This is a genomic window from Nonomuraea zeae, from assembly GCF_005889725.1.
Classification (GTDB): domain Bacteria; phylum Actinomycetota; class Actinomycetes; order Streptosporangiales; family Streptosporangiaceae; genus Nonomuraea; species Nonomuraea zeae.
In genome coordinates, this window is record NZ_VCKX01000236.1 from 1 (window position 1) to 19747 (window position 19747).

At 65.9% G+C, this 19747-nt stretch carries 18 protein-coding genes; 13 read left to right on the forward strand and 5 right to left on the reverse strand.

Annotated features, from left to right (window positions below):
- The first annotated feature begins 177 nt into the window (after positions 1-177).
- Positions 178-984, forward strand: a complete 807-nt coding sequence (locus ETD85_RS46135) for a class I SAM-dependent methyltransferase (protein ID WP_138696193.1) — start codon at positions 178-180, stop codon at positions 982-984.
- 54 nt (positions 985-1038) lie between these two features.
- Here the strand turns inward: ETD85_RS46135 and ETD85_RS46140 are convergent, their stop codons facing one another.
- Positions 1039-1683, reverse strand: coding sequence for a response regulator (locus ETD85_RS46140; protein ID WP_138696194.1), 645 nt, complete (start codon positions 1681-1683; stop codon positions 1039-1041).
- Positions 1680-2807, reverse strand: a complete 1128-nt coding sequence (locus ETD85_RS46145) for a sensor histidine kinase (protein WP_138696195.1) — start codon at positions 2805-2807, stop codon at positions 1680-1682. The genes ETD85_RS46140 and ETD85_RS46145 overlap by 4 nt, the downstream gene beginning before the upstream one ends.
- A 112-nt stretch (positions 2808-2919) precedes the next feature.
- On the opposite strand from ETD85_RS46145, the gene lgt reads away from it, so the two are divergent.
- Complete coding sequence (gene lgt / locus ETD85_RS46150) at positions 2920-3741, forward strand: prolipoprotein diacylglyceryl transferase (protein ID WP_138696196.1); 822 nt, start codon at positions 2920-2922, stop codon at positions 3739-3741.
- A 189-nt stretch (positions 3742-3930) separates the two neighbouring features.
- Here the strand turns inward: lgt and ETD85_RS46155 are convergent, their stop codons facing one another.
- Both ETD85_RS46155 and ETD85_RS46160 read right to left on the reverse strand, forming a co-directional pair.
- A complete protein-coding gene (locus ETD85_RS46155) occupies positions 3931-4191 on the reverse strand; it encodes a helix-turn-helix domain-containing protein (protein ID WP_138696208.1) in 261 nt (86 codons plus the stop codon).
- Between the two features lie 943 nt (positions 4192-5134).
- Positions 5135-8080, reverse strand: coding sequence for a DUF11 domain-containing protein (locus ETD85_RS46160; RefSeq protein ID WP_138696197.1), 2946 nt, complete (start codon positions 8078-8080; stop codon positions 5135-5137).
- A 550-nt stretch (positions 8081-8630) separates the two neighbouring features.
- Between ETD85_RS46160 and ETD85_RS67730 the strand changes: the two genes are divergently transcribed.
- The 11 genes from ETD85_RS67730 (at position 8631) to ETD85_RS46210 (ending at position 18512) form a co-directional block, all read left to right on the forward strand.
- Entirely contained in the window at positions 8631-8996 is a 366-nt protein-coding gene (locus ETD85_RS67730; RefSeq protein ID WP_138696198.1) for an RNHCP domain-containing protein, read from the forward strand.
- Between the two features lie 207 nt (positions 8997-9203).
- Positions 9204-9458: a hypothetical protein gene (locus ETD85_RS46170; RefSeq protein WP_138696199.1), complete on the forward strand. Its 255-nt coding sequence runs from the start codon at positions 9204-9206 to the stop codon at positions 9456-9458.
- Between the two features lie 178 nt (positions 9459-9636).
- Positions 9637-10608, forward strand: coding sequence for a ParB/RepB/Spo0J family partition protein (locus tag ETD85_RS46175; RefSeq protein WP_170247197.1), 972 nt, complete (start codon positions 9637-9639; stop codon positions 10606-10608).
- A 297-nt stretch (positions 10609-10905) separates the two neighbouring features.
- Positions 10906-11073: a hypothetical protein gene (locus ETD85_RS63785; RefSeq protein WP_170247198.1), complete on the forward strand. Its 168-nt coding sequence runs from the start codon at positions 10906-10908 to the stop codon at positions 11071-11073.
- 122 nt (positions 11074-11195) lie between these two features.
- Positions 11196-12449 carry a radical SAM/SPASM domain-containing protein gene (locus ETD85_RS46180; protein ID WP_170247199.1) on the forward strand — a complete coding sequence of 418 codons (1254 nt, stop codon included), beginning with the start codon at positions 11196-11198 and terminating at the stop codon, positions 12447-12449.
- Positions 12450-12506: 57 nt separating this feature from the next.
- Positions 12507-13205 carry an arginase family protein gene (locus ETD85_RS46185; RefSeq protein WP_138696202.1) on the forward strand — a complete coding sequence of 233 codons (699 nt, stop codon included), beginning with the start codon at positions 12507-12509 and terminating at the stop codon, positions 13203-13205.
- The gene (locus tag ETD85_RS46190) at positions 13202-14122 is read left to right on the forward strand and encodes a class I SAM-dependent methyltransferase (RefSeq protein ID WP_170247200.1); all 921 of its coding nucleotides are present in this window, start codon (positions 13202-13204) and stop codon (positions 14120-14122) included. Before ETD85_RS46185 ends, ETD85_RS46190 begins: the two co-directional genes overlap by 4 nt.
- A gap of 37 nt (positions 14123-14159) precedes the next feature.
- Positions 14160-15335: a JmjC domain-containing protein gene (locus ETD85_RS46195; protein ID WP_170247201.1), complete on the forward strand. Its 1176-nt coding sequence runs from the start codon at positions 14160-14162 to the stop codon at positions 15333-15335.
- A gap of 40 nt (positions 15336-15375) precedes the next feature.
- Positions 15376-16647: an MFS transporter gene (locus ETD85_RS46200; RefSeq protein ID WP_170247202.1), complete on the forward strand. Its 1272-nt coding sequence runs from the start codon at positions 15376-15378 to the stop codon at positions 16645-16647.
- Between the two features lie 70 nt (positions 16648-16717).
- Entirely contained in the window at positions 16718-17716 is a 999-nt protein-coding gene (locus ETD85_RS46205; protein WP_138696206.1) for a multinuclear nonheme iron-dependent oxidase, read from the forward strand.
- Positions 17706-18512 (forward strand): hypothetical protein, encoded by an 807-nt coding sequence (locus ETD85_RS46210; RefSeq protein WP_138696207.1) that lies wholly within the window; start codon positions 17706-17708, stop codon positions 18510-18512. The genes ETD85_RS46205 and ETD85_RS46210 overlap by 11 nt, the downstream gene beginning before the upstream one ends.
- A gap of 513 nt (positions 18513-19025) precedes the next feature.
- Here the strand turns inward: ETD85_RS46210 and ETD85_RS46215 are convergent.
- A partial coding sequence (locus tag ETD85_RS46215; RefSeq protein WP_240779868.1) for an IS256 family transposase occupies positions 19026-19747 on the reverse strand: 722 nt, incomplete at its 5' end.

Genomic DNA, 19747 nt, shown 5'->3' on the forward strand with positions numbered 1-19747 from the left:
GGGGGCGATTCCGGGGTGGCGGGAACCAACGTTTCGGTTTGCGCACGTGTCCACAAGAAGATCGGTGTTGTCAGCCTGTCCGACGTGCTCTTCTGTACAGGCGTACGCGCTGTTGACAGGGGTGAGGACGGGGCCGGGATCGCGACAGAGAAGGCCGGAAACGCCTAGGCTGCGACGATGGACCGCGAAACCGACATGCCCGAAAACCCGCTGGCGGGGCATCCTGCCTGGGTTTCGCCCGCGACCCAGCCCGTGGATCCGGCCGAGGCGAACGATTACGACAGCTTCGCCGAGGCGTACTCCGCCGAAACCGAGCACAGCCTCCAGAACGCGTACTGGGCGCGGCCCGCGATCGCGACCCTCGCCGGAGACGTGGCCGGCCGCCGGATCCTGGACGCCGGCTGCGGCTCGGGCCCCCTGACCGCCTTGCTACGCGACCGCGGCGCCGTCGTCACCGGCATCGATTCCAGCGCCGGGATGCTGGCGATCGCCAGGCGGCGGCTCGGTGACGACGCGGACCTGCGCGTGGCCGACGTGAGCGAGCCCCTGCCGTTCGCCGACGGTGCGTTCGACGACGTGGTCGCGTCGCTGGTGCTGCACTACCTGGAGGACTGGGGGCCGACGCTGGCCGAGATGCGGCGCGTGCTCAGGCCCGGCGGCCGGCTGATCGCCTCGGTGAACCACCCGTTCGTGGAGCATGTGACCCTGGAACCCCGGCACAACTATTTCGCGACCACCAGCTATGCCGACAACTGGACGTTCGACGGGCAGCCCCACCCGATGATCTTCTGGCGCAGGCCGTTGCACGCGATGACCGACGCCTTCACCGCCGCCGGCTTCCGGATCGCCGTCATCAGCGAGCCGCGGCTCGACCCGGCCGCCCGCGAGCTGGTCCCTGACGACTTCCACGACCTTTCGACCAAACTCAGCTTCCTGGTCTTCGTCGTCGAGGCACCGCCATCGGCCACGGGCCTGGACGGCTGAGCTCACCTGAACTCGCGTCGGCCGCGATTCCCGCCGGACCGGGCAGGACCCGCCTCAGTCGCCAAGACGGATGATCCCCCGCGTGGCCGCCACGGTCACGGCGGCGGTGCGGTCGTCGACGTCGAGCTTGGCGAAGATGTGCAGCAGGTGGGTCTTGACCGTGGCCTCGCTGATGCACAGGTGGGTGGCGATGGCCTTGTTGCTCATCCCCCGGGAGACCGCGCCCAGGACCTCGATCTCCCGGCCGCTGAGGGCTCCGGGCGCGTCGGCGCGCGCCCATGACAACACCCGGGTCGCGATCGCCGGCGACAGGGCGCTCTCTCCCCGGGCCGCCGCCCTGACGGCGTCGAACAGCTGCTCACGGTGGGTGTCCTTGAGCAGGTAGCCGATCGCTCCGGCGTCGATGGCACGGGAGATGTCGCTGTCGGTGTCATAGGTGGTCAGGACGATCACCCGGGCGCCGGGGTCGTGCTCGCGGATCCGGCTGATCGCTGTCGCGCCGTCGAGCTCGGGCATCTGCAGGTCCATCAGCGTGACATCCGGCCGCAGGTCGCGCACCAGGCGTACCGCGTCGGAGCCGGAGACCGCCTCGCCCACCACCTCCAGATCGTCCTGGGTGCCGAGCATCGCCCGGATGCCGTCACGGACCACCGGGTGGTCGTCGGCGATCAGTACCCGGATCGCGGCCCGCGCGGTCATCGCGCCACCGCCGGGAGGCTGGCCACGACCGTGGTGCCCTCCCCGGACGCGCTTTCCACGAGAAGCGTGCCGCCGAGCTGCTCCATCCGCTCCAGCATGATCAGCAGGCCGTGGCCGGCGGTGGGCCGCTCGGGATCGAAGCCGTCGCCGTCGTCGTGGACATCCAGCACGACCAGGTCCTCCATGTACGACAGGGTAAGGGTGACCTGATCGGCGTGGGCGTGGCGGCGGGCGTTGGCGACCGCCTCCTGCGCCACCCGCAGCAGCTCCACCTGGACGTGCGGGTCCAGGGGCCGCAACGCACCGGTGATCACGGTGTGCGCGTCGATGCCGGCCTCGTCGGACAGCCGGCCCGACAGCCGCCGCAGCGCCTCCGGCAGGCCGCCGTCGTCGAGCTCGCCGGGCCGCAGCGCCCGCACCACGCGGCGGCTCTCGGTGAGGTTCTCCCTGGCCGTCCGCAATGCCTGGGCCAGGTGCCGGTCGTCCGGCAACCGCTCCTGCGCCGCCTCCAGCAGCATCACCACGCTGGCGAACCCCTGGGTCAGGCTGTCGTGGATGTCGCGCGCCAGCCGCTGCCGCTCGGCGGCCACGCCCGCCTGCCGCTCGGCCGCCGCCCGTGCCTCCTGGGCGGCCTGCAACTGGTCGATCAGCTCCTTGCGCTCGGCGCTCTGCCGGGCCACCGAAGAGAAGTATCCGACCGAGGTGGCCGCGCTGATCGCGATCAGCGCGGTGATGGCGATCTCGGTCCAGGTGATCGACCCGCCTTCGTGGTAGCTGTGCCATAACCAGGCGCCGGCGCACGACAGCACCGCGACCAGCCCGACGCGCAGGGCGTCCATGCAGTACGGCACGAGCACGCTCAGGCAGACCACCAGGAAGGACGAGTCGATCACGAACAGCCCGAGCCAGAGCAGCCCGCCGCCGACCACGTACGGCAGGGGCACCTCACTCGCGGGAGGCGTGCGCAGCACGAACCACACCGCGTACCACCCGGCCAGCCCCGCCACCAGCGCCACCGGCAGGACCTGACCCACCTCCATCAGCGGCCCGGCCGAGGTCAGCACCAGCCACGAGGCGAAGAAGGCGTGCTGCCACCGTCGCCGGGACCGCTCCCAGGACTCCACAGGAGAGACGATAATCAGCCATCCGCCGCTCCGGCATCAACCAGTCGACTGACCCGGCGATCGGTGTTCCGCTCGATGTGCGCGCGGCCGTGCCGGAGCCAGACTCGGCCATGTGACAGCCATCCCCAGCCCGTCCCAAGGCGTCTGGCACCTCGGCCCGCTGCCCATCCGCGCCTACTCCCTGCTCATGGTGCTCGCCATCGTCGTCGGCATCTGGCTCACCCAGCGCCGCTGGACCGCCCGCGGCGGCGAGCGCGGTGTGATCGGGGACATCGCCACCTGGGCCGTGCCGTTCGGCGTGATCGGCGCGCGGATCTACCACGTGGCCACCGACTGGCCGCAGTACTTCGGCCCCGGCAGGGACCCCCTGCGCGCCTTCGCGATATGGGAGGGCGGGATCAGCATCTGGGGCGCCGTCGCCGGCGGCGCGCTGGGCGCGTGGCTGGCCTGCCGCCGGCGCGGCATCCCGCTGCGCGACTTCGCCGACGCCGTCGCGCCCGGGATCGCACTCGGGCAGGCGATCGCCCGCTGGGGCAACTGGTTCAACCAGGAGTTGTACGGCAGGCCGACCACCCTGCCCTGGGCGCTGGAGATCGACCCCGCCCACCGGCCGCCGGGCCTGGAAACCACGGCCACCTACCACCCGGCCTTCCTTTACGAGTCGCTGTGGGACCTGGGCGTGGCCGGGCTCGTCCTCTGGGCCGAGCGGCGCTTCCGGCTGGACCGTGGCCGGGTGTTCGCCCTGTACGCCGCGGCCTACACCGCCGGCCGCGCCTGGATCGAGTGGCTGCGCGTGGACCCAGCCCCTCTCGTCCTCGGGCTGCGTTTCAACGTCTGGACCGCGCTGCTGGCCTTCGGGGCGGCGGTCGCGTACCTGACCGCCACCCGACGTCGCGGCGCAGAAGCCGTCCCGCCGGGTGCGACGCCCGCCTGAGCGGGGGGCGGTGGCCGGCAGCGGCGACACCGGTAGCGGCGCACGTCGACAGCGGCATACGTCGGCAGCGGCGGCACACAGAGACCCCGTCAGCGGCGCGCTGCCGGGCTCCTCTCACGCCGGTCTCCGCCGTGAACCACGAGCCTCATCCGGGATCGATCCGCGGAGAGGTGGCGAGCCGGTTGGGGATCAGTGCTCGCCCGGGTGGTCGCGGGCGTTGTTGATGCGCAGCGCCTCGGCGAGCTGGTCTTCCAGGACGATGATGCGGCAGGCGGCTTCGACCGGGGTGCCCTGGTCTACGAGTTCCCGGGCGCGCGCGGCCAGGCGTAGCTGGTAGCGGGAGTATCGGCGGTGGCCACCGCTGGAGCGCAGCGGCTCGATCAGTTTGGCGGCGCCCAGAGTCCGCAGGAACGTCGGGGTGACACCGAGCATCTCCGCGGCCGTGCCCATGCTGTAGGCGGGGTAGTCCTCATCGTCGAACCGGTCCTCGGCCCTGGACCCGGCCGTGTCCGCCTTCGCGCCGTGAGCGAGCGTGTCACCCTCGGCATCCGAGTGACGTTGATCCATATATTCCTTTCCCGAAACGCGCACAGGGGGCCCCGGCGCATGTTGCGCCGGGGCCCCGAAGAGTTCAACACCATCTACCGGCCACCTGGCCGGCCTTCTGTTTCCGCGGCCGCCGCACGGAGCGGCGGTGATGCGGGGATCGCGGATGCGTGACCGGAGACCACCTTCCTATCTGTGGAACTGCGGTACCCGAGCGGCGAAACTTCAGCCGGCAACGGGCGATCCCGATGGCGTTCAACACTCCCTTCATCTCTATCTGCCGAAACTACTGTCCAACTTCACCGACAAGGCAGCGCGTCCACGGTCAGGGCCCCTTACCACTGCGCTGGCCCGTCACGTCCGACCTTCTGCCATCAAGCAAAACAGCAACTTCACCTGCGAATTTCAGCGTGCTCCGGGCAGTTCGTCGTGGTGCCAGTACTTCCGCTGCCCGGCCGATCCGTTCCTTGCGACAAGAGAAACACTAGCCCCCTCCGCGACGAATGTCTACTGCGGCCACTACAGATTTTCGGCTCCATCCGCACCAGCCTTCCTCCGGCTTCGCTGCGGCGGTCATTTCCATGCCGGGCGATCCGAACGGACGCGGCAGGCCCAGGGGCAGAAGCCGTGGGGCGGTAGGTGCGGAGACACCCGGGCCATGCCGCCGACATCGGCCGATCGTCGACCAGTCCCTACAGCTCCTGGCATTGAGCGTCACCGTCACCCCACCACCTGCCAACGACGCCCGCAGCCAACCTCACCGACGTTCACCGGTCAGGGGTGCGCCGCCCCGCGCGCCCAGTTGTTTCCGGGTACGGCTCGCGCGAACCGCACCCGGAAAGGGGTGTCACACGATGCGGGTCGCGTCACAGCCGAAGAAGCGATAGACGTTGCTGCCTTCGCCCGTGACCGAGCCCTTGACGCAGGCCTCCGTCGTCCCCGCGACCAGGCCCGACTCGCCGGAGCCGAAGTGCAGCACCATGTCGGAGTCTCCGTCACGCACCCGCTCGGGGTTACCTCGTTCGAGCGAGTCTTCGACATGGCCGCGCTCGTGCACCTCAAGTCCGGTGGCCTGGCCGGCCCACGCCGCCGCACGCGGGCCGAAGCGGACGGTCAGCGGCTGGATGGCGGTCGCGTCGAAAGCCAGCGGGAGGTCGTACTCTCCGGCCCGTGTGGTGAGGACCGCCAAAGGCACGTTCGCGTTGGGCGGGTTGATCGAATTGGGATCGGAGCCGGGCTTGATGTTGAGCGCGACCGGGATCACGCAGTCGATCGTGAACTCCGCCGTGCGCTTGTTGTTGCCCGGCTCGGGATCGACATCGTCTGCGCTCGCAGGAGCGATCTCCGCCGACAGCCCGACCGTCTTGTAACCGGGCTTGTCGCAGGTGACCCGTGCCGTGGTGGACAGGTCGCGGGGAGCGCCCTTGGCCAGCGCCGGCACGGCCAGGTCGGCGACGCCGCCGGTGAAGTTGACGACGGCGTGCATCGGGGAGGACGGTCCGGTGCTGGCGACGCTCACTTTCAGCGGCACGTCCGCGCTCTGCCCAACGAGCAGTTGGCCGGGGGCGGTGGCGGTGAAGCCGGTGACCGCAAGGTCGGCCACGGCGACCACCTTGGTGCTCGTTGTCGCCTTGTTGTCGGACTGGTCGGGATCGGGACCCCACAGGTTGGAGACCTCGACACCTGCGGTGACGGTCTTGGGGCCGCCGTTGCGGTGGACCAGGTCCTCTGCGACGTGCGCGGTCACGGTGAAGGTCCGATCCTCATGCGCCGCGATCTCACCCAGGTAGCAGCCGGAGTCGGTGCATCGGGCGGAGCTGCTCTTGTACTGGACATCCGGGGGCAGGGAGACCACGGCGCGGACCGAGGTGGCCGGAGCGGGTCCGGCGTTGCGGACCTTGATGGTGTAGGTGAGGTCGGTGCCCGCGGCGACCGGGTCGGGAGTGTCGGTCAGTGTCACCGACAGTCCCGCAGTGTTGAACAGCTTCCACAGCCGCTGAATCTCCGCCTCGGTGGGATCGGGATCGTTGTCCAGGTCGGAGGCACCTCCCGGGTGGGTGTAGGGCATCTTGATCCTGCGCCAGTCATCGGACCCCTTCAGCGTGTCCGTGGTGGAGGTGTTGGCGCACTTGGCTGGGTCACCGCTCATGTCGGTGGTGTCGAGGTTGGCCGTCACCGGAGCAGGCTCGTACGGCGGGTCGTTGCCGTCGCCGCTCCAGTCCGGGTTGGCGTTCAGGTCGTGCGGCGCCTTGTTCCCGGTGGCATCGACGAAGATGAAACGGTTCACGTTGTCGCCGGGATCCACGACCTTGTTCTCGTCGAGTTGGTTCTCCACCAGGTCGTCGAGCGGGGCCCGGCCGCGGCTGGTGCCGTCGAGGGCGGTGCGCGGCGGCGAGTAGTCGAGGATGACGCCGCCGTCCTGCCGCGGGATGCCCGGGTTGTGGTCGTAACTCATCAGGCTGACGTAGTTGGGCTTGCAGCGGTTCTCGTCGTGCCCGCCGTGTTGCAGGCCGAGGTTGTGGCCGACCTCGTGGAAGAGGGTGCGGCCAGTGCCGTTGTGGTCGGCGAAGTTGCCGTCCCGTCCCTGGCCGCCCTTGGTGCATCCCGGCGAGCCGTCCACGCTGATCCCGTAGATGAAGATGTGGCGCCTGGCGGAGTCGAAGAAGGTGTTCCTGATGTCGAAGAAGGCGTCGTTCAGACCGCAGACCTTGGTCGTCCCGTCGCCGATCAGCTCGTTTCCCCTGGCCAAGGCCCCGAAGTCGTCGGCGATCACGCAGTCGGGGTCGTTGGCGTCGGTCTTGCCGTCGGTGTCGTTGTCGCTGTTGTCGTCGCAGTCCCCGGCGGGCGGATCTTCGACGCTGCCGCTGAGGTAGTAGCAGTCGGGGTCGCCGCCGTCGATCGCGTCAGCGCCTCCGTTGTCCACCCCGTCGGAGCAGGTGCCCTGGGGCATGCCGGACTCTCGCAGGTCGCGATCGGCCAGCGGTCCCATGTCCAGATGGAGAGTGATGCCGAGTTTGCCGTCCGGATTGGGCACGCCGCCCGCGTCCTTGGGCGCGGCGGCGTAGGCGGCTCTCACCTCGGCCACGCTCTCGCGGTCGGGATGGTGGTCGCCCACGTAGTCCAGCTCGACGAACAGGTCTTTGTGCCTCGGGTCGGCGCCCATCTTGGGCAGGTCCACGTCGATGACGGAGTCGGCGTTGTCGTTGTAGCCGTGGCGCTCCCAGCCGTCGAGCAGTCCGTCGCCGTCCGCGTCGCCGGTGGCGGCTTCGGTGCTGATGTCGAAGCACACCTCCACCCGCGGTTCGTCCTCGTCGTCGTCCTGGTTTCCGTCACCGATCGAGCACGATTGCGGCCAGTTGACGTCCCCAGTCCAACGGCCGGTGGCCATGTCCACCGTGATGTCCAGATTGTTGTCGTTGTTGCGAGGGCTGGCGTCGCCGTTGTCGTGTCCCGAGGTGGTGTCCCAGTCCCATATCTGAACGGAGATCGGCACCTGGGTGCGGGTGTCCGGCACGTCGGCGCTCTTCACCCAGAACGGTTCCACGAGCTCCTGGTCGTCGGGTGCCCGTGGTGTCCTCGGCAGGTCCACTCCGTCGATCCACACTTCTGCGAAGAAGTCGGCCGCCGACTCCGCGTCCGACTCCAGGCCGTCGTTGCGGCAGTCGTCGACGCACTTGACCTTCGTGATCGTGATCGCGACTGGTTTGGTACCGGCCGCCTGCACGGGTGCCGCCTGCATCAGCGCGAGAATCAGCAGACTCGCGACCAGCGCGGCAAGATGTCGTAACCGCATGGACCCCTCCCTGGGTGCTGTCTGGCACCTAGGGTGAGGCCTCCCGCGCGACGTGACCTGAGTAGCGGCTACTCAACAAGTGCACAGAAGATTACGCAGCGCGATCTCCGGCTTGACGACCTCCCCGCGCTCGCTCCGCGCTCACCCGGACTGCCGGGCGGGATGGACGGCACAACCGCAGGACCTTGCTGCGCTCTGGACGGTCATCACCTGGATGACAGTGCTCGACAACCGGCATGTGCCGGCGCTGACCCGTGCCCTCGGCGCCACCCGCAGGAAGCGAGCGTCCCACTGCCGGCGGCGCAGGTACTGCCCCAGGACCCGGTCATGGGCATTTCACGAGCAGCCGACTTCGCTTGCTGAGCGAAATTGGGAACAGATCAAAAGCAATCTTGATACTGCGGCCCGCGTCGAGTCAACGACGCCCATAGGGATATGGGAAACAAAAGGACGGGCGTGACAGTCAGGCTCACCGTCGCTTGGATAAGTGCCCTGTCGCCACTTGATCAATTCTGCGCTGCTGACAAGCCGCAGAGCGGCCGGGAGAGGCATGCCTACCGTGACGGAAAGTCCCAAGCGATTCGTACGCCGCCGCGAGGACTTCGACTGTGCCAATTGCCGCAAACAGGTGTTGGGCACGGGATACACGAACCATTGCCCACGCTGCCTGTGGTCCCGGCATGTCGATGTCGCACCCGGTGACCGCCTCGCCACCTGTCGAGGCATGATGGAGCCGGTCGGAGTCCTTTACGAGCGCGGTGAATACCTGGTGACCCAGTGCTGTGTCGAGTGTGGTCACTTATGGCAAAACCGGGCGGCCTCCGCTGACAGCCGGAATGCCTTGCACGGCCTGATGGGGCGTGCCGTGAAATCTCCCGCCGCCAGTAACGGCCGAAGAAGACCCACTGAGCGCTGATTCGCTGTTCAGCGAGCCGAAGGTGCCGATCGATCCGGTGCTGAATCTCTTTGCGCATTCTGACGCCCGGCTGAGTCCGGCCAGGGCCCGCCGTGCGCGCGGGTCGGGACTGTCGCGTAATGATTCCGCTCGAAGTGCCGGACACGAGGTCTTGTTCAACTGCTCGAAGTAATCGGTTGAACAACCTCGCGCCGTTGGCGACCAGCCGTGACGACCCTCGATCCTGCCCGCGCAGCCGAGGGCCATGACTGCGGCGGCCTGCCGCATACCGGCAACATACCGCCCCTCCATATCGTCGGCCACGATCACGACGTATTAAGGGGAGCCGACTGTGCCTGTTCCGCCGAAGCATTGGTTTCGGTGTTCTGCGGTCCACGTTTCTTCAGCGCCGCAGCTACCGCCCGCCGGATTGGACGTGATGCCGCCATTGCCGAACGTCTCGGCCTGCTTGCCGTCGCCTGACGCGTGCGCGCGCTCCACAGCTTGGTGATCCGTGCTTCATGACGGGACTCGAACACGGCCTGACCTGGTCGATCCGGCGGCATCGCGCCTTCCTGCTGCCCGCGACAGCACGCCTGTGTCGAGGCAACACCGTGATCACGGCGAGTTGCGGTGGCCGTATCTATCGGGAGGAGGCTTCGTGGAGAGAAGCACTTCAGAGTCGGCGGACCGGGAGAGCGGATTCATCGCCGACGATGTCGTACTCGTGAGGCTCGATGAGTTGACGGCGGCGGATTCGCCACGTCGCCAGGGAGTCGATCTCGACCACGCTCGCGCACTCGCCGAGGTGGAAGGCCCGCTCCCGCCCATATTCGTGCATTTCGCCACTATGCGTGTCATCGACGGGATGCACCGCCTCACTGCCGCCCGGTTGGCCGGTCGTACCGACATCGAGGTGCGGTTCTTTCACGGGACCTCCGACGAGGCATTCCGGGTGGGCGTCCAGGCGAACGTCTCACATGGTCTACCGCTGAGCCTGGCCGATCGGAAGTCGGCCGCGGCACGCATCATCTGGTCCCATCCGTATCTCTCGGACCGGGCGATCGCCTTGTCGGCGGGCTTGGCGGCGGCGACCGTGGCGACCCTGCGCACGCAGACCGACGGGTCCGGTGAAGTCCAGGCCAGGACGGGCGCGGACGGCAGAGTCCGGCCGTTGAACGCCGCGAAGGGACGACTGGTCGCCAGCGAGGTGATTGCGGAGCGTCCGGACGCGACGCTCAGGGAGATCGCCCAAGTGGCAGGCATCTCGATCGCGACTGCCCAGGACGTGCGGCGGCGGGTCCTTGCGGGCGTGGACCCCGTGCCTGATCGATTGAAGTTCGCCGAAGAAGACGTGTCTCAGCGAAGGCCCTTGCCAAGCGGCGCCGGCGTCACTACGGACCGGATCGACGTCACACGAATGATCGACACACTGCGGCGTGACCCGTCGCTTCGCTATTCCGATTCCGGTCGCCTGCTGCTCAGGTGGCTGGACTCCAGGACGGTGACGGTCACGCAATGGGCAGAGGTTGCGGAGAACGTGCCGCCGCACTGCCTGACCTCCATCGCCAAGGTAGCGAGGGAATGCGCTCGGACGTGGTCGGATATCGCCGAGATGATCAACGCCAGGTGACCACAGGCAGTTGTCTCGCGCACGGGTGAAGGAAAGCCGAAAATGAAATCAACCATTGGCTTCCTGAAACGCCGCGTCACTATGGTGGCAAGTTTCTCGGCGAGCGATCAAGCACGCTGAAATGCGTGCTGAAAAGTCGTGCTGAAGAATCCGTGCGCTCGAGTTGTGTGGATGTCGCCCTCGGCATGTCCGGCAATGATCTCGGAGCTGACATGAGGCCGTTCAGGAATCGCTGGCCCTTCTTCTCGGTGATCAGTAACGTCCTCTTCACGCATCTACAGAAAGGAGAAAGTAACCATGGAGCTCATCAACGACCTTCAGGTTTCCAAGCAGTCCGAGGAGGACCTGCAGGCCGTCCTCCAGATCGCTTTCGTCTCGGCGTACCGCTGCCCGGCCACGGAGGAGGCCAAGGCGAACGTCGAGGAAGAGTTTCAGCTTGCCTGGGCGGCTCCGCAGAGCGCCTGAGCGCTGATCTGAGGCCGGCGATATCTTGACGGTTGCCGGCTCGCATTCATGACCCCGCCTACGCAGGGTGTCACTCGCCTTGTGTAGGCGGAGTTAAAAAACGCGATTGTATGGAGCCCTACATGTTCGTGTTCACTCACCGACCTCACCGTAAGTCCCTCGAGGTTCAGGATGTGCAGGGCTACTCACCGGCAGTTCTGTCCGACGTCACGTTGCCCTACCTCCGCCACCCGGAACAGGTCGCCGACGACCGGGCAACAGGGTTTGTGGAACGAGCGATCGGCCGAGGGTGGCTGTCTCCGCAGAAGGAACTCAACGGCGTCCTCCGCATCGTCAAGGCGGAACCCTGGCTCCGGCGGATGCAGATCGAGACCGCACTGACCTGCAACTTTTCGTGTGACTATTGTTACAGCGGTTCGGCTCCCACTCGACGTGAGCGACTCGCGCCCGCTGAAATAGTCGCGCTGCTGGACCAGGCGGCGGATCTGGCCGTGCGTGAGATCTGCTTCACGGGCGGAGAATTCCTTCTCTACCCATCATGGCGAGATCTGGTGGCGCACGCGCGCTCCCACGACATGATCGTGGATATCCACACGAACGGATACCTGCTCGATGACGGAGCGATCGCGCACATCACGCAGAGCAAGGTGCGCCAGGTCCAGGTGACGATGGAGTCACACCTCGCCGAGATCCACGAATCAATCCGGGGACGCAAGGGCTCATGGTCCCGGGTGATGAGGAACATCAAGGCGGCACGCGACGCGGGCCTCAGAACCAAAGTCGTGACGCAGGTGCACCGGAAGAATCTCTCGACCATTCGAGAAACAGCGAAGTGGTTCCACAACGAGCTCGGCCAGATGGTCAACCTGGACCGGATCGTCGGCGGCGGTGACGACTTCGCCGTCAGCCACGAGGAGTTCTGGGAAGCAGTAGCACCCCTGATGGGTCTGGGCGCGAGGGCATCACGCTTGTGTGACCCCGCCGACGCGGGTATCCCTGGGGTGGAGCCGGAGTGCGGCGTGGGGGCAGACCTGGTCTACGTCACGGCGGATGGTGAGATCGCGCTGTGCCCGACGATGACGAGCCGCGAAAGCGCTCTGTTCTCCGGGCCCAACCTTCGTGAAACGTCGCTCGAGGACGCGTGGTACTCCTCGCAGGTTTTCACCCGGTATCGAGGGGTCAACTGCGAGAACACCCATCAGTGTCCGGCTGCCGGCAGTTGTCGTGGCGGCTGCCGTTCGAACGCCTATGCCGAGACGGGACGCGTCGAGGCCCCCGACGTGATCGCGTGCAACATCAACAAGAACCCTGGCGGAGTGTTCGTCGACTTCATCGGCAGGTACGCCGACGGTGACTTCACGCCGGTGACGGTATGAGCGAGCAGAATCCGGCCGGACGGCATTCCACAGGGGACAGACGCGAGAGTGCTGCCGATGCGTAAGGTGCGGGTAATCGTCGTTGACTACGACGGCGGGACGAAGGTGCCAGGCTCCGGCGGGTCAAGCCCGGCCTGGCATGTCGTACTGGAAGATCTGCCGATCTCCTTGCGTGCGCATATCGCGGGACAGCTAACTATCTCGCGATCATTGGGCAGATATATTCCGTCGATGGTCAGGTTCGCAATAGGCGACTGCTTGCGGGACGGCCTCTCTCCGCTCCTCCTGGGTGGGGATCACTCTCTCTCGTACGCAACCGCCTGGGCGGCCCGGGAGTGTGTGGGAACGCTCGCCGTCGTCCATGCCGACGCACATCACGACAGCTATCAAGTGCCTTACCTCAGCAACTACTCCTTTGCCTACCACGCGGGCCGGGACTTCGGTCACCAGTGGCATGGAGTGGGATGGCGTCACGAGCCTGATCAACTCCGGTCCAGGCGTCTGGAGTATGACGTCCGTGGCCCGAGTTGGCTGTCGTTCGACTTTGACTACTTCGACCCGGAAATCTTTCCTGCGGTGCGTTTCCCCGTTCCCGGACCGGGCGGAACACCCGAAGACCTTGACGCGACGATCGATCGCATGAAAGGTCCGCTGCTCGGCGTAGACCTGCTCGAATGGATGCCCGCGCCGGGGGCCGAAAATTCCGATCTCGTCATGCGCACGGTTGTGCGCGCACTGGAAGCGGTGTTGCGGTGATACTCTTCGATCCCGATGGTCAACTAAGGATATTGCCGACCAATGCGGTGGCCATTGTCGATTCGGTCGATCTGGTCATACGCGACCCCCGGGGCCCCATTGTCGTCCGCAATGGCATCCGCAACGGAAGTGAGTTGACCCGCAACGGCCTTGAAGCGCTTGAGCGGCACGGATACTTGAGCAGCCTTTTCGAATCGGATGTCGCGGACTGGTATCTCGATGAGGAAGGTCCTGCTGAGGACACCGACGCTGCGATCACGACCGTGGTCTCGGCCGCCGCGGCACTCGGAAGACCGGTGCTCGACTGCTGCTGCGGGTTCGGCCGGCTCTCGATCTCACTGTTGTCGCAGGGCGTCGAGGTCTACGGCGTGGATGTATCCGAACGATCGGTTGCCGCGGCCGCGGCCAACGTGGAGGCGGAGGGCCTGCTCGAAGGATTCCGCCCCATCATCGCCGACATGGCGAACTTCGGGATCCAGCGGTTCTTCGGTGGCGCCATCTCCGCCGCCAATTCCTTGCGATATCTAGGAAGTATGGGGCGGGTAACCCGGCATATGCGGCTGATGGGCCAGTCGCTTGTTGAGGGTGCGGTCTTCGCATTGGAGGTCGATACCAACTCCATGCCCGGAGGCGCCACCTGGAATATGCCACGGGGAGAACTGACCTGGGAGGTGCTCTCAGTCGACACACTGGCGGGAGAGTCACTGGAACGGGTCACCGTCCGGGATCACTCAGGAAACACGCTCCTCAGCGAGCTACAGCATCAGGTGTCGGTCAGCAGTGACCAGCTCCTGGAAATCGCGTCGACTGCCGGTTTCACATTTCGTGAGGCCTGGGACAAGCGCCGGAAATCGCTGAGTCAGGCCGAGCTTCCGGAATACGAGGGCAACATCTGGTACATCTTCGATCGTCAATAGAGCAATGAGAAACCGATATGACGCCCCCGGAGGAATCATGAGTGACGCGTTGGCATCGTGTGTGGGTGACACCGACTACTTCTTCGAAACGGTTCTGTCTCGTGCCCACCTCTACCGGCCGGCCGCATTCGACGAGGGTGCTGTCCCGGTCTCCACCGCGGAGATCGATGACTGCGTCACCAGCCGTCCCTTGGCGGCCAGTTCCGTTCGGATGGCGAAGGACAACCAGCTGCTCGACCAGAAGCTGTACCTCATGGACGTCGGCCCGAGCTACGTAGGACCTCGGGACACGATCGATCCCGTGAAGGTCTCGCGTCTCATCGACGCGGGTGCCACTCTGGTCATCCGGCCGGCTTCACTGCATCTGCCGAGGCTTCGACGCTTCTGCAAGGACATCGAGATGCAGGTCGGACAGGGAGTCGATGCCGATCTCTTCATCACGCCTTCGAACGCCCGCGGCTTCGAGATCCACGCCGACGCGGCTGAGTCGCTGGTCATCCAGCTGCAGGGCAGCAAGCACTGGACGCTGTACGAACCGGTGCGGCCCTGGGAACACCGCAGTTTCGGAATCGACCCGCCCGCGGAGTTGAGCCCGGTCGCGGAGTACACCCTCAACCCGGGCGATTTCCTGTACGTGCCGCGCGGAATGCCGCACCTCGCGCGCACCGCCGACACCCTGTCCGTGCACGTGACCATAAGCATCAATGCGATCAGGTGGTCCGACCTGCTCACCTCTGTGATTCAAACCGCGCTGGGTGCGCCTTCCTTCGCCGGCCCCGTTCCTCTGAGGGACAACTTGGTCAGTGCCATCCGGGAAGAACTGCCGCAGCAGATGGCGCGGCTCGGCCAGGTCGTCCAGCAGGCGGCGGCTGCCGAGGGCGTCCTCGACCAGATTCTCAGGTCAGACGACAGCATGCTGGACGCGGTCCGCTCGAACCTGCTCTCGGAGCTGGTCACCGGGACGAAGGCCGACGTGGCGGACAAGGTCCGGCTCCGGCCGGGGGTATGGCCCGTAGTCCATCGCGGTGGCCAGGACACCGCGATCCAGACGGGCCGGAGCCGCTTCCGTGTCAGCGGGAGCGCAGCCGACGCCTGTGAGGTGCTGATGAGGGCGCCCACATATGTCAAAGACCTGGCCGAGGACACCCAAGCGGCGCTGGAGGCGGTGGAGGTGCTCTTCCAGTACGGGATCGCGGAGCGTTGTCCTGATTAGGCGCCGCCATGTCACCAGGTCACGAGGCACGAGGAGACAAGTGAGCCAGGGTCGAAGCAGCCTGAGGCGGCTACCCGGGTTTCCCGAGGTTCTGGCCGCAGCCACCGTCTCGACGGTCGGGGACGGAATTCAACTCGTCACCCTGCCGCTCCTGGCTTCGTCCCTGACGATGAGCCCGCAAGTGATCTCGGCACTCGCTGCCGCAGGCATGCTTCCGGCGTTGATCTTCGCACTCCCGGCCGGAGCCCTTGTAGACCGTATTGATCGGCGCCGGCTGTTGGTCGTCGTCGATGTCCTGCGCGCAGTGATCCTTGGAGGCTTGGTCCTCTTACTGCTCAGCGGCCGTCTGGCGCTCTGGGAGCTGTTCGCGATCACATTTGTTCTTGGTATCTGCGGGGTTCTATTCGGCACCGGATCCGTAGCGTATCTGCCGAGCATTGTGCCGAAAAACAAGCTAGCCCAGGCGAACGGCTACCTTTCCACGGTCACCGAGCTTGGGAACGGCATCATCGGCCCGGCACTGGGTGGGCCGATCTTCGCTATATCGAAGGCTTTACCCTTCGTCATCAATGCCCTCTCGTTCGCGGGTTCCGCATACTTTCTGGCACGTCTCGCGCGCTCGTCCGCACTCGCTCCCACGCAGACCAGAGCCGCTCCGCCGTCCGGATCCTTCGGCCGGCAGGTGACCGAGGGTCTTCGCTGGCTTTTCCGACGACGTTCACTGCGTTCATTGGTCTTCGTCGTTGCCGGGTGGAACCTGTTCGGATGGATGCCTGAGGCAACCTTCATCCTGTACGCCAAGCAGGAACTCCAGCTCGGCGAGGTCGGCTATGCCCTGCTCTTCACCTCGACATCGGTCGGGGCAGTGCTCGGCGGTCTCGTGTCATCTCGGATGATCAATCGCTGGGGCATGCAGCCCGTTCTGTATTGCTCAGTCGGCCTCTACGCGCTGCTCATGGTGCCTGTGGCGATCTCCGATTCCGTGGTCGTCGTCGGCGTCGCATTCTTCGCGCAGGGCATTCCCTTGGTTGCCTGGACCGTTGTCAGCACGACCATCAGGCAAGCTCTCGTCCCGGACGAGTTGCTGGGGCGAGTCGCCTCCGTGTTCCGCTTGGTCGCGAGCGGCTTCTCACCCATCGGCATGCTGGCCGGCGGACTTCTCGCGGATTGGCTCGGCCTCCGCGCGGTCTACCTGGTCAGCGCTGCGGGGATTCTCCTGATCGTGCTGATGAACATGCGGGGACTGCGAATTCTCGCGCAGGAGGCCGAGGCTGAGACGCGGCGGGTGGATCAGACCGAAGCGTCGCCGTAGGCGGCCGCGTCCGGTCGAAGAATCTCAATCATCGATTCGGTAATACGAGCAGCGTTGGAGTGATCGTAGAATGGGCGTGGAAACGGTTGGACGGCGTAAAGTCGAAGGCTCGTCCGGGGTCGAAGGTCTGTCGCGGCTGGGTCTCGGCGTGGGCTTGGACATGCCATGGGGCGGCCGCGTAGGGTTTTCTACGACTGGCGGAAGCCGAGGTGGCGATGGTGTGACGCCTGCCGTCCGACAGTTTCTCGAGCGCCAGCTCAGCGCGTTCTCGTATCTGTTCTTCTCTTTCCAGCCCCGCGACTACGGCGCCCTGGAAGGGGCCCGCTACCACGCTGCATATGACGACATCTGCAGCCTCCTTCCTGCGGACATGCCGCGCGTGTTCCACCACACCCGACTGAACATCGGCAATCCCGAGCCGTTCGACAAAGAAGAGACCGCCCGCTTCACGAATGATCTCATCGCCAGGTACGGTTTCAGCTGGGTCGTCGAAGACCTTGGGATCTGGTCCTTCCGCGGGAAGCCGCTTCCCTACCCTCTGCCTCCCCTGCTTACGCCGGAGGGTCGGGAGATGTGTATCGAGCATGCGACCCAATGGCGGCAGCTGTTGGACGCTCCCATCTCCATAGAGTTCCCTGGTTTCACTGAGGGCGGCACGTTCTACCTGGGGCACGAGAACGCGTTTCAGTACTTTTCGGAGGTTGTGGAGACGGCGGACGTCCTGGCCACGATCGATATCGGCCATATCATCAGCTACCAGTGGATCCGGGGGGTGCGGGGAGAGGCTGCTCTGCAGGAACTCGAGCTCCTTCCCCTGGATCGCTGCGTCGAGTTCCACCTGTCAGGCTGCCAGATCGTCGGGAACAAGTTCCGCGATCTGCACCACGGGATCCTCTTGGACGAGCAGCTCGAGTTGCTGGAGCACCTGCTGCCGCTCTGCCCGAATCTGATCGGGGTCACGTACGAGGATCCGGTGTTCGACAACCAAGGTGATTTCGCCCCCAAGACGGTGCCCAACTATCTCAGGCTGGTCGATATCACAGAAAGATGGTTCAAGGATGCCCAGTAAGATAGATCTCGTCGACGCTCTCCACGCGCTGATTTATCACAAAGAGTTCCGCGACGAGTTCATCGCCAACGGACCGGAGAGTGCTGCGCTTTCGCTGACGCCGGCACAGCGCTCCGCGCTGTCCGCCGTTGATCTGGAAGAGTTGTCCCGGACCACCTCGCGCATCCAGAGCATGATCCTGCGTGGGCATGTCGATGGACACGGCGGTCTGCGGGCATCCTTTCCGAAGACGCTGACACTGCTCGCCAGCCGGGGAACCAAAGATTCTGGCCTGTGCGCGCGCTTCCTCGCCTCGTCGAGCTTCGATCAGTTCCGCGAGATCCCCTACGGCGAGAAGGGTCTGTCGCTTGAGGAATGTTTCTACGAGTTCCTTTGCGACGGACCGTTCGATCTCGACGCCGAAGCAAAGTTTCTGGCGACTCACGAACTGTTCAAGGCGCTGATCAATCATGTGCAGGCGGGAAGCCTGGCCACGTTCGATATTCGTACCGAGGTGTTCCGGAGCAATGGCGCAGCGTGGTTCGGCACCTTGGAACACCAGGCTGCGGTGTGCCGGACCTTCGCTGTCGATCCCGCCTGCGATGGCACCGTTCTCTATGCGATCGGCCAAAAAGGGCTGGTTATCGGTCAGGTTCCCGATTGGATGGGGCGTGTCCTCGGTCTGCCTGACATCAGCCGCCAGGTCCTCGAAGGAGTGGCGAGTGAGGAGGGACTGGAGAGCTCCTTGCTGTACGACGCAGCGCTGCGACTGGTGGATCTGGGTCTGCTCCCGATGTCGGCGTCATCAAAGGGGTAGGTCGTCCACGCGCAACTCCACAAGGACGTCACGCACTTTTCATGCGATCGCCGCACGCTGGGCTTCGTCCGGACGCCGACTTCTCTCGCGCCCTCCGGCCTGAGACAGGCATGTCACCCGGCGCATGCCGCGCCGAGGATCGGGGCGAAAGGACAAGGCTGACGGGGCCAGGTCGGGTGGCCCGGAAGGGTCTCACACCTGCGGGATGAGCATTGGCCGGGACGCCCGTAGCCGCCTGGCCCCGGCAGCGGCGGCAGCCCTGGCGGGGGCTGAGCGCGGCCACATCATCATGGCCGCGCTCCTCACTCTTCCTGCGGGAGCCTTCCTGCGGGAGCGTTCGCGCATCAGGTGGCGACCGCCTCCTGACCCGCGCCGCGCAGGTACGCACGCCGGTCCCGACGGCCGACAGCCGCAGCGGAGACTGCGGCCTCGGCTCGCCGCTCAGCCAGATCCGCGGGCCGCGTCCAAGATCGTGGTGTATGAGATTCGACCACTCTGCGATCTAAATCCTATTTAAGCAGCAATAGCACTATTAGTCACATTTGCATCGGCGTCTTCCTGGGCCTTTCTCTCGGCGGCCTTACGGCAGTCGGCCAGGACCTCCAAACCGAGGTAGCGCCGGCCCTCGGTCCACTCGTCGTGTTGTTCGGCCAGCACCGCTCCGACCAGCCGAACGATCGCGTCGCGGTGGGGGAAGATGCCGACCACGTCGGTGCGGCGGCGGATCTCCTTGTTCAGCCGCTCTTGCGGGTTGTTGGACCAGATCTGCCGCCACACCGTCTTGGGGTAGGCGGCGAAGGTGAGGATGTCCTCGCGTGCCTCGTCCAGATGCTCGGCGGCCTTGGGGTACTTGTCCTCCAGCGCCTGGACGACCTGGCGATGCTGGGCGCGCACCGAGGCGGCGTCGGGCTGCTCGAAGACGGTGCGCAGCATGGTCGACACCCACGGCTGGGCGCTCTTCGGCACGCAGGTGGCCAAATTTCGGGCGTAGTGCGCGCGGCACCTCTGCCAGGAGGTACCGGGCAGGGTGGAGGCGATCGCGTCCCGCAGCCCGGCATGGCAGTCGGAGATCACCAGGCTGACGCCGGACAGGCCACGGGCGACCAGGCCGCGCAGGAACGCCAGCCAGCCCGCCCCGTCCTCGGATGAGACGACGTCGATGCCGAGGATCTCGCGGTGCCCGTCGGCGTTGACGCCGGTCGCGACCAGGGCGTGCACGTTGACCGTGCGCCCTC

Coding starts and splice junctions, on each gene's coding strand:
- ETD85_RS46160 (WP_138696197.1), bottom strand. CDS start 8,080: ATGCGGTTACGACATCTTGCCGCGCTGGTCGCGAGTCTGCTGATTCTC.
- ETD85_RS46180 (WP_170247199.1), top strand. CDS start 11,196: ATGTTCGTGTTCACTCACCGACCTCACCGTAAGTCCCTCGAGGTTCAG.
- ETD85_RS46140 (WP_138696194.1), bottom strand. CDS start 1,683: ATGACCGCGCGGGCCGCGATCCGGGTACTGATCGCCGACGACCACCCG.
- ETD85_RS63785 (WP_170247198.1), top strand. CDS start 10,906: ATGGAGCTCATCAACGACCTTCAGGTTTCCAAGCAGTCCGAGGAGGAC.
- ETD85_RS46155 (WP_138696208.1), bottom strand. CDS start 4,191: ATGGGCACGGCCGCGGAGATGCTCGGTGTCACCCCGACGTTCCTGCGG.
- ETD85_RS46135 (WP_138696193.1), top strand. CDS start 178: ATGGACCGCGAAACCGACATGCCCGAAAACCCGCTGGCGGGGCATCCT.
- ETD85_RS46185 (WP_138696202.1), top strand. CDS start 12,507: ATGCGTAAGGTGCGGGTAATCGTCGTTGACTACGACGGCGGGACGAAG.
- ETD85_RS67730 (WP_138696198.1), top strand. CDS start 8,631: ATGCCTACCGTGACGGAAAGTCCCAAGCGATTCGTACGCCGCCGCGAG.
- ETD85_RS46195 (WP_170247201.1), top strand. CDS start 14,160: ATGAGTGACGCGTTGGCATCGTGTGTGGGTGACACCGACTACTTCTTC.
- ETD85_RS46205 (WP_138696206.1), top strand. CDS start 16,718: ATGGGCGTGGAAACGGTTGGACGGCGTAAAGTCGAAGGCTCGTCCGGG.
- ETD85_RS46210 (WP_138696207.1), top strand. CDS start 17,706: ATGCCCAGTAAGATAGATCTCGTCGACGCTCTCCACGCGCTGATTTAT.